The 7,700-nt window shown below is 67.9% G+C and carries 7 protein-coding genes; 6 read left to right on the plus strand and 1 reads right to left on the minus strand.

Features of this window, described 5'->3' with window-relative positions:
• The first annotated feature begins 2 nt into the window (after nucleotides 1-2).
• The 6 genes from ACFQXB_RS09805 (at nucleotide 3) to ACFQXB_RS09830 (ending at nucleotide 7,359) form a co-directional block, all read left to right on the plus strand.
• On the plus strand, nucleotides 3-1,019 hold the full coding sequence (locus ACFQXB_RS09805) for a TRAP transporter substrate-binding protein (protein ID WP_377402854.1): 1,017 nt from the start codon (nucleotides 3-5) through the stop codon (nucleotides 1,017-1,019).
• A 25-nt stretch (nucleotides 1,020-1,044) separates the two neighbouring features.
• Nucleotides 1,045-1,512, plus strand: a complete 468-nt coding sequence (locus ACFQXB_RS09810) for a TRAP transporter small permease (RefSeq protein ID WP_377402856.1) — start codon at nucleotides 1,045-1,047, stop codon at nucleotides 1,510-1,512.
• Entirely contained in the window at nucleotides 1,512-2,810 is a 1,299-nt protein-coding gene (locus tag ACFQXB_RS09815) for a TRAP transporter large permease (RefSeq protein WP_377402858.1), read from the plus strand. The genes ACFQXB_RS09810 and ACFQXB_RS09815 overlap by 1 nt, the downstream gene beginning before the upstream one ends.
• 25 nt (nucleotides 2,811-2,835) lie before the next feature.
• Nucleotides 2,836-4,296: an aldehyde dehydrogenase gene (locus tag ACFQXB_RS09820; protein WP_377402860.1), complete on the plus strand. Its 1,461-nt coding sequence runs from the start codon at nucleotides 2,836-2,838 to the stop codon at nucleotides 4,294-4,296.
• 402 nt (nucleotides 4,297-4,698) lie between these two features.
• Nucleotides 4,699-6,375, plus strand: coding sequence for a gamma-glutamyltransferase (ggt, locus tag ACFQXB_RS09825; RefSeq protein ID WP_377402862.1), 1,677 nt, complete (start codon nucleotides 4,699-4,701; stop codon nucleotides 6,373-6,375).
• Between the two features lie 15 nt (nucleotides 6,376-6,390).
• The gene (locus ACFQXB_RS09830; protein ID WP_377402864.1) at nucleotides 6,391-7,359 is read left to right on the plus strand and encodes a 2-hydroxyacid dehydrogenase; all 969 of its coding nucleotides are present in this window, start codon (nucleotides 6,391-6,393) and stop codon (nucleotides 7,357-7,359) included.
• Between the two features lie 142 nt (nucleotides 7,360-7,501).
• Here ACFQXB_RS09830 and ACFQXB_RS09835 read toward each other — a convergent pair.
• On the minus strand, nucleotides 7,502-7,700 hold a 199-nt coding region (locus ACFQXB_RS09835), incomplete at its 5' end, for a hypothetical protein (RefSeq protein ID WP_377402866.1).

Below are 7,700 nucleotides of genomic sequence, written 5' to 3' on the forward strand. Positions count from 1 at the left end.
AGATGATGCGAACGGCTTTTCTGGCGGCAACCGCCGCCGCTGCGCTGGGGGGCGCGGCATTTGCACAGGACACCCCCGTCGATCTGCGCTTCGGCGTCTGGGTCGGTGCGACCCACCCGCTGATGGAGGGCACCGCGGAATGGATCGACTCGATCCACGAAGCCTCGGGCGGTTCGATCAGCATCACCGTCTATCCCTCCCAGCAACTCGGTTCGGCTGCGGATCACTACGATCTCGCGCGCGACGGGATCGCCGATATCACGCTGGTCAATCCGGGCTACAACGCGGGGCGCTTCCCGGTCATTTCCTACGGCGAACTGCCGTTCCGCTTCAACGCGGCACCGGCAGGATCGCGGGCCCTGGACCAGTGGTACCGCGACTATGCGGCGGAGGAGATGAGCGACGTGCATTTCTGCATGGCCTTCATGCATTCCCCCGGAACCATCCACACCACCCGCCCCGTCACCGCACCCGCGGACCTGTCCGGCCTCTCGGTGCGCCCGGCGAACGGCACACTGGGCCAGTATCTCTCCAGCCAGGGCGCGACGACCATCCAGGCCACGGCCGCCGAGATGCGTGACCTTCTGAGCCGCGGAACCGCGGATGGCACGGCAAGCCCCTACAGCTCGCTTGCGACCTGGGGGATCGCGGATGTCGCGACGCATCACCTCGACATGCCGATGTATACGGCGAACTTCGTCTACGTGATCTCGCCGGTCACCTGGGCGCGTCTGAGCGAGGCACAGCAGGCGGTGATGAACGAGCATTGTTCCACCGAATGGGCCGGCCGCATCGTCGAGGTCTGGGCCGAGGAAGACACCGTCGAACGCGCGGCGCTGGAAGAAGACGGCGCCCACGTCTTTGCCACGCCCGACGACAGCCAGCGTGCCGAATGGCTGGCCGCGACCGATCCGATGATCGCGCGCTGGCGCGACATGGTGACTGCAGCCGGAGTCGATGCCGGGGCGGCCGAAGCCGGTATTCAGGCCGCGATCGCCGAACATGACGCCGGGCTCTGATCCGCATCCGGTGGGGGTGGGCGTCATGGCCCGCCTGATCCAGGCCATCGAGGCGGTCGCGGGCATATTCCTGGTGCTGATCGCGCTGCTGACCGTCACCGAGGCGGGGCTGCGCTATGCGCTGGGGATGCGGATCCCGGACGCCTATATCGGCGCCACCGCGCTGCAGGGGATCGCCATCGCCTGGGGAATTGCCTGCACCACCTGGACCCGGCGTCACATCAGCGTCGATGCGGTCTATCTTCTCGCGCCGGTCTGGGCGCGCTCGGCGATGAATGTCTTCGCCTCGGCCGTCACCTTTCTTGCGATGGGCACGCTGATGTGGATGCTCTGGCGCAAGACGGGCCAGAGCCTGCGCAGCGGCGAGGTATCGAACGACCTGCTGCTGCCGCTCTGGCCGGTCATTGCCGCCACCGCCACCGGCATCGGCGCGGCTGCCGCGCTGGGATTTCTGCGCCTGCTGCGCGACATGATGGAATTCAGGACCCGATGATGGACCCGACAACGCTTTCGTTTCTGGGGTTCGGCGCCCTTTTCCTGCTGATGATCCTGCGCGTACCGATCGGAATTGCCATGGGCATTGTCGGCGTGACGGGCTTTGCCACCATGGTCAGCTGGACGGCGGGGCTGAACCTGCTGGTGAACGCGCCCTACCGGATGATGTCGGATTATTCGCTGAGCGTCGTGCCGATGTTCATCCTGATGGGCGTCTTTGCCGGCGCCGGTGGTCTGAGCCGCGAGCTGTTCGATGCCTCGAACACCTGGCTGGGCCATGTGCGCGGCGGCCTCGCAACCGCGACCGTGGCGGCAAGCGGCGGCTTTGCGGCCATCAACGGATCCTCGGTTGCCTGTGCGGCAACCATGACAAGCGTTGCCCTGCCCGAAATGCGCCGCGCGGGCTATGCGCCGGGGTTCGCGGCGGGGGTGATCGCCGCGGGGGGAACGCTGGGGGCGATGATCCCGCCCTCGGTATTCCTGCTGCTGTACGGGATCATCACCGAACAGAACGTCGCCATGCTGTTCATGGCCGGTGTCGTGCCGGGGCTTCTGGGGCTTTCGCTTTATGCGCTGGTGGTGCAGGTGATCGCCCGGCGCTATCCCGACACGATGCCGCGCGGCGCCCGCGCCAGCTGGGCCACCCGTTTTGCCGCGCTGCGCAGCCTGTGGGCGACGCTGCTGCTGTTTGCGCTGGTCATCATCGGCATGTATGGCGGGTTTGTCACCGTGACCGAAGCCGCGGGCCTTGGCGCGGTGGGCGCGCTGGTGATCGGGCTTGTGCGGGGCAAGTTGCCGCCCCGGGTGATCCTGCGCTGCCTGATCGAGGCGTTGCAGATCACCGCCGCCATCTTCACCATCGCCGTGGGCGCGACGCTGTTCGGCTATTTCCTGACCGTGACGCAGGTCACGCAGAACCTGACCGCCTTTCTGACGCAGGTGCCGCTTCCGGCCTGGGGCGTCCTGGGGCTTGTGCTGCTGGTCTATCTGGTTCTGGGCGCGGTGATGGACGAGCTGGCAGTGATCCTGCTGACGGTGCCGATCGTGTTCCCGGCGATGCAGGCGCTTGGCTTCGACCCGGTCTGGTTCGGGATCGTGCTGGTGACGACGATCTCGATCGGGCTGATCTCTCCGCCGATCGGCATGAATGTCTTTGTCATCAACTCGATCGCGCGTGACGTGAAGCTGACGGATATCTATCGCGGCGTCCTGCCCTTTGTCGGCGCCGACCTGCTTCGAATTCTCATTCTGTGCCTGTTTCCGGCGCTGGCCCTGTGGCTGCCGGGGACGATGTGATCCAACCCAACGAGGAGACTGACCAATGGACGGACAAAGCCTGAACCTTCGCACCCCCAGCAGGTTCTTCATCGGCGGCGACTGGGTCGCCCCCAAGGGAAGCGCGCGCCTTGAGGTGATCTCGCCGGTCACCGGCGAGAAGCTGATGGACTATCCCGAAGCCTCGGTCGCGGATATCGATGATGCCGTGGCCGCGGCGCGCGACGCCTTCGACAATGGCCCCTGGCCGCGGATGTCGCCCACGGAACGCGCCGGCTACCTGCGCAAGGTGGCCGACAACATCGAGGCCCGGCTGGACGAGATTGCCCGGAGCTGGACACACCAGATGGGCGCGCCGATCACGCTGACGCGGATCCTCGCACCACAGAACGTGGCGCTGTTCCGCTATTATGCGGATCTGATCTCTTCCAACTCCTACAGCTTCGAAGAGGAGCGCACGCGCGCCAATGGCGGCCGCACCGTCATCGCGAAAGAGCCGATGGGCGTCTGCGCCGCCATCACGCCCTGGAACGCCCCGATGGTGCTTCTGACCTACAAGATCGCGGCAGGCCTTGCGGCGGGCTGCACCTTCGTGTCGAAGCCCTCGCCCGAAACCCCGCTCGAGGCCTATGTGCTGGCCGAATGCATCGAGGCCGCGGGCCTGCCCAAGGGTGTCTTCAATCTTGTTCCCGCAGGGCGCGAGGTGGGCGATTACCTGGTGCGCCACAAGGATGTGGACAAGGTTGCCTTCACCGGCTCGACGGCCGCAGGCAAGCATATCGCCGCCGTCTGCGCCGAGCGTCTGGCCAGGGTCTCGCTTGAACTTGGCGGCAAGTCGGCGGCGATCCTGCTGGATGATGCCGATTTCGCGGCCGCGCTGCCAACGCTGATGATGTACACGATGCCGATCACCGGGCAGGTGTGTTTCTCTCTGACCCGGATCCTCGTGCCGGAATCGCGCGCCCGGGAATTCACCGACCTCTTCGTCGGGGCCGTCAAGGGCATCAAGGTGGGCGATCCCGCAGACCCGGCCACCCAGATGGGACCGCTTGCGATGGGCCGGCAACTGGAGCGCGTGCAGGGCTATATCGAGGCGGGCCGTGCCGAGGGCGCGACCATTGCCACCGGCGGCGGCCGCCCCGAGGGGCTGGCGAACGGCTTTTTCATCGAGCCCACGGTCTTTACCAATGTCACCCCCGACATGCGCATCGCGAAAGAGGAGATCTTCGGCCCCGTCGTCTCGATCATCACCTACACCGATGACGAGGACGCGATCGCCAAGGCCAATGCCACCGATTACGGGCTGAACGGCGCGATCTTCTCGTCCGACAGTGACCGCGCCTACCGGATGGCGCGGCGTGTCCGGTCCGGGGGGCTGACGATCAACGGCAACATCATCGACCCGCTGATGCCCTTCGGCGGCGTCAAACAGTCGGGCTATGGCCGCGAGGGCGGGATCGAGGGGTTGGAGAACTATCTGGAAACCAAGACGGTCCACTTTGCCTGAACGCCCCGGGTAAACCTGCGCCCCGGGACACCGGGCCAGAACCAGGGTCCGACCACTGCGCCAGCCGCTTGCCCGGCGCCCCCGGGCGCCGCAGCGGCTGACGCCCCCTCGGCGGTTCCTGCGGGCCGCGCGGGCGTCGTCGCCGCGATGCGCCGAACGGGGTCGTGCCAGGCCCGGCGCAGGACCAGCGCGCGGGGCGAGGCGGCCACGCAAGCCACGGATCGTCACGATCGCGGCCGCCATGTGCTGCCCGATCTGCTGAAGGCCCCCTGCCACCATGACCTTTCGGACAGGCCCGCCCGTCGAAGGTGGGTTTCCCCCGGCGAAACCGCGCGCTAGGCTGCCGGCACCTGCCTGACGATCCTGCCGGACCTCGGGCGCAATCCCAGACCGGAGAGAGCCTTGGCAGACCCTTCCCTTCCGCTGCCCTTCCTGTGTGAAAAACGTCCGGCCTCGGGTGCCCTGGGCGTCGTCGTGACCAATGCGCCGCTCGGCTCGGCCGCAGGAAACGAGATGCTGGCGATCGGCGGCAATGCGATCGACGCGGCGGTGGCGGCGATGCTCGCGCTGACGGTGGTCGAACCGATGATGGTCGGGATCGCGGGCGGCGGCATGACGCATATCCGGCTGGCCGACGGGCAGCATGTGGTGATCGACGCGCTTTCGACCGCAGGCCGGAACGCGCGCCCGGACATGTTCCGGACCGTCTCGGACGCGCCGCCGAACTACATGGATACCAAGGGCCGGCGCAATCTTGTCGGCCCTTCGGCCGTGGCGGTGCCGGGCAACCTGCGCGGCTGGTGCCTGATGCACGAAAAATACGGCAAGCTGCCCTTTGCCGATGTTATCGAGCCCGCAATCCGCGCGGCCGCGCGCGGCTTTCACGTCAGCGCCTATCTGAACGGCGCGCTGCACGAACACCGCGCCGATCTGGCGGCCGACCCGGAAATCGCCCGGCTGATGCTGCCCGGGGGCGAGCCCCTGACCGTCGGGTCACGCCTTGCCATGCCCGACTATGCCGAGAGCCTGCGGCTCATCCAGGCCGAGGGCGCTGCGGCGCTGCATGGCGGGGCGCTGGGGCGGGCGCTGGTGGACCGTCTGGCGCAGGCGGATGCGGAGGACGGTGCGGGCCATGTGACGCTGGACGATCTTGCCGCCTATCAGGCGGTCGAGCGGGGCGCGATCTTTGGCAGCTATCGCGGCCATACCATCGCCGGGCCGCCGCCGCCGGCCTCGTCCGGGGTGCATGTGGTGCAGATGCTGAACATGCTGGAACCCCACGACATCCGCGCGCTGGGGTTCGGCACACCCGATGCGCTGCATCTTCTGGCCGAGGTGATCCGGGTGGGGTTCGAGGACCGGCGCGCTGCCTCGGGCGATCCGGATTTCGTCGATGTGCCGGTGGCGCGTTTTACCTCCAAGGACTATGCCCGCGCCTGCCAGGACCGTTTGCGCAGCATCGCGCAGGCCGGGCCGCCGCAGGTCACCGGCCATGAAAGCCGCGACACCACCCATCTGACGGTGGCGGACCGGGACGGAAACGTGGTTTCGGCCACCCATACGATCAACGGCCTTTTCGGCGCGCGCTTCATGGTGCCCGGGACCGGGATCATCCCGAACAACTACATGCTGAACTATGATCCCCATCCCGGTCAGGCGCTGTCCATTGCGCCGGGCAAGCGGGTGCCCACCTCGATGGCGCCAATGATGGTGCTGAAAGAGGGGCGCCCGCTCTATGCGCTTGGCCTGCCCGGGGCGGTGCGGATCTTCCCCTCGGCGCTGCAGGCCATCGTCAACCTGATCGACCATGGCATGTCGCTGCAACAGGCGGTCGAGGCGCCGCGGCTCTGGACCGATGGCGGGCATGTCGAGCTTGAGCCCGCCTATGCCCCGATGGCCGATGCGCTGCGCGCCCGCGGTCACGAGGTGCGGCTGGTCAAGACCATCGGCGGCGGCATGAACGCCATCGCCTTTGCCCCCGACGGGCTGATGACCGGCGCCGCCTGCTGGCGCGCCGACGGCACCGTCATGGCGCAGGGCGGCGGGCTCGCCCGCCCTGGCGTGCGCTTCCAGATCTGAAACCCGGAGTATGCGATGACCGATGATGTGACCGTTGTTCTGCTTGACCCCGCCACGCCCGACCGGCTGGACCGCATCGCGGCCTTTCTGCCCGAGGGGTGGCGGCTGACCACTGCCGCGTCGCGCACGCCCGAGGATCAGATCGCGGCCCTTGCGGGCGCGCGGTTCGCCATCACCGGCGATGCGCCGGTCACGGCAGCGATGATGGCCGTGCCGGGGCTGAAGGCGGTGCATAAATGGGGCGTCGGCTATGACGGGATCGACCTTGATGCCGCCCGCCGGGAAGGCGTGCGGGTGATGCGCACCACGGGCTCGAACGCCGTGGCGGTGGCGGAGACGACGCTGGGCCTGATCCTCGCGGTGAACCGCAACCTGGTGCGCGGCCATTGCGGCATTGCGGAGGGCCAGTGGCTTAAGGGGACGCTGGGGGCAAGCTCGATGAAGCTGAGCGGGCGCACCGTGGGCATCGTGGGCATGGGTTATATCGGCAAGGCGCTGGTGCGGCTGTTGCAGGGGTTCGGCTGCACCGTGATCTATACCAAGCGCAGCCCGCTTTCCGAGGCCGAGGAGGCCGAGCTTGGCGCACAGTTCGTGCCGCTGGAGGAATTGCTGACGCGCGCCGATGTGGTGACGCTGAACTGTGAGCTGAACGCCTCGACCCGCAACCTGATCGGGGCCGCGCAACTGGCGATGATGAAGCCCGACGCCATCCTGATCAACGCGGCGCGCGGCGGCGTTCTGGACGAGGCCGCGCTGGCCGAGGCGATCATCGGCAACCGTCTGCGCGGGGCCGGCCTCGATGTCTTCGCGGTGGAGCCGATCCAGCCGTCGAACCCGCTTCTGGGGCTCGACCGGGTGGTGCTGACGCCGCATATCGCGGCGGTTTCGGCCGATGGTTTTGCGCCATCGGTGGAACGCATGATCGCCAACCTGCGCGCGATCCATGACGGTCACGCACCGCGCGACATCGACATTCTGGTCTGAGCGGCCTGTCCGGCGGTCCGGATGACCCGAGAGGCTGGGGGCCGGCGCCAAACGGGACGGATCGCGGCACCCGGCCTCCGCGCGCGACGCGGCGCCCCTTCCGAATGGATGCGCCCGGGGGCGGCGCTCGGGGATCGGTGCCTCAGGGCAGCGAGGGCCGCGGACCCTGGGCCGGCTCCAGCCCCAGTTCCCGGGCAAGGCCCGGCGCGACGCGGCGCGTCGTCTCGATGAAGTCGAGCACGAGGGCCGAGGTCTCGCCCGCCGGCCAGGCCACCACAAGCTCGATCGAGCGGGGCAGTTCGGGCACCGGCCGGAACGCGATATAGGGGGATCGGATATTG

The organism is Halodurantibacterium daqingense, from assembly GCF_042666235.1.
GTDB classification, from domain to species: Bacteria; Pseudomonadota; Alphaproteobacteria; order Rhodobacterales; family Rhodobacteraceae; genus Halodurantibacterium; species Halodurantibacterium daqingensis.